1 protein-coding gene is annotated in these 2000 nt (G+C 76.2%); it reads right to left on the minus strand.

Annotation, left to right across the window (positions count from 1 at the left end; all coding sequences use genetic code 11):
• Positions 1-1419 (minus strand): methylmalonyl-CoA mutase subunit beta (locus tag ABZ641_RS35050; protein ID WP_359988436.1); only part of this gene is annotated, 1419 nt, incomplete at its 3' end.
• Positions 1420-2000: the final 581 nt, after the last annotated feature.

Genomic DNA, 2000 nt, shown 5'->3' on the forward strand with positions numbered 1-2000 from the left:
GCCGCCGCGGCGGGCGGGCGCGGGCTCGCGGACGAGCGGCTGCTCGCCCAGGTTCGGGAACTCGCTGACGCCGGTGACCGGCTCGCGCCGCTTGGCGATCTTCGCGGTGCGCTCCGCCCAGGTCGCGGCGATCCGCTCGCCGACCAGGCCGGAGACCAGGGCCGCGCGCAGGCCGCCGGCCCGCTCGATCTCCTGGAAGAAGGACCAGGCGGCCTGGGCGAGCTCGTCGGTGAGCGCCTCGACGTACCAGGAGCCGCCGGCCGGGTCGACGACCTTCGCCAGGTTGGACTCCTCCAGCAGGATCGCCTGGGTGTTGCGGGCGATCCGGCGGGCGAAGGCGTCGGACAGGCCGGCCTCGGCGTCGAAGGGCTGCACGGTGACGGCGTCGGCGCCGCCGACACCGGCGGCCAGGCAGGCGACGGTGGTGCGCAGCATGTTCACCCACGGGTCGCGGGCGGTCATCATCACCGAGGAGGTGACGGCGTGCTGGCGCTGCGCGGCGGCCGGGCCGGTCACCCCGGAGACCTCGGCGACGCGGGCCCACAGGCGCCGGGCGGCGCGGAACTTGGCGATGCCGAGGAACTGGTCCTCGGTGGCCGCGTAGCGGAACTCCAGCTGGCCGGCGGCCTCGTCGGCGGTGAGCCCGGCGGCGGTCAGCGCGCGCAGGTAGGCGACGCCGGCGGCCAGCGAGCAGCCGAGCTCCTGGGCGGCCGAGGCGCCGGCGTCGTGGAAGACGAGGGCGTCGACGGCCAGGGCGCGGACGTTCGGGTAGGTGCGGCCGCAGTGCGCGGCCAGGTCGGCGGCCTCGGCGAGCTGCGCGGTGGTGGCGGAGTCGTCGCCGGTGCGGGCGAGCAGGCCCAGCGGGTCGGCGCCGAGGTTGCCGGAGGCGACGTCGGCGGGCACCGCGCGCTCGGCCAGCAGCGCGAACAACTGCTCGGCGGCGGGCCGGAATTCGGCGCCCGCGTCGAGGACGACGGCAGCGAGGTCGAGGTACACGCCCTGCAGCACGGCGGGCAGCGCGGCCACCGGCAGGCCGCCGTCGCCGACGGTCAGCCAGAGCGAGGTCACGCCGTTCTCGAGGTCGGCGAGGACCGCCTCGTTGGCGCGTGCCGCGTCCGGGTCGGCGTGGCGCTGCCGTACGTCCCAGCCGGACACGGCGGAGCCGTGCGGCCGGCCGCCCCGGAGGTACGGGGCGAAGCCGGGGAGGCCGGCGTCGGCCGGCGCGTCCTCGGCGGTGTACAGCGGGCGGGCGCTGAGCCCGTCCTGGAGCTTGGTGGTGAGCGCTTCCTCCGCCTGCACGCCGCTCGCGTCCTGCACACCCGACTTGCGCAGCACGCCTTCGACGAGGCGCTGCCACTGCTCGCGGGTCGCATCCGGGAACTCGGCGGCCAGGGGAAGCCCTTCGGGCTGGACCGTCATGAGTGCAGGTTAGTGCCCGTTAGCAGGCCGGCAGCAGATCAATCCAGTGTGACCTTTCCCTCGCTGCACTCCAGGTGACGGGGAGTGCAGCGGCCCCGGGCGGCGGGCCGGGAACGGCCCTCGGGGGGCCGGCCCGGGGCGGCTGCCGGCCCGTCAACTCGCCCCGGGACGCGTCCGGCAACGGATTCGACAGGGCGTGCCGTGACTCTTGTCGGCCCTGCAACGCCGGTTGTATAACGTTGTAAACGCCCGATGGAGAGCGCGATCTCCCCGCCGGGCCGCTCGTCCTGCACGTCAGCGAAGCCTTCCCCTGCCTCCCCGAACCGGCCCGCCACCGGTGCGTCCCGGGCTGCCCCGGCACGCCCGGAACCCCCCGGCCGGCGCCGTCCCACCCGTCAAGGAGCGTCCTCGCATGACCAGCATCCGCAGATCCCGCAGCCTGCTCGCCTCCGCCGCGCTGCTCGCCTCCGCCGCACTCGTCCTCACCGGCTGCGCCAAGGAGGAGACCCCGTCCGCCGGCTCCGGCGACGGCCAGGCCGCCCAGGCCGCCACCAGTGCGGCGGCCTCCGCCCCGGCCGCCG

The organism is Kitasatospora sp. NPDC007106, assembly GCF_040634455.1.
GTDB lineage: Bacteria > Actinomycetota > Actinomycetes > Streptomycetales > Streptomycetaceae > Kitasatospora > Kitasatospora arboriphila.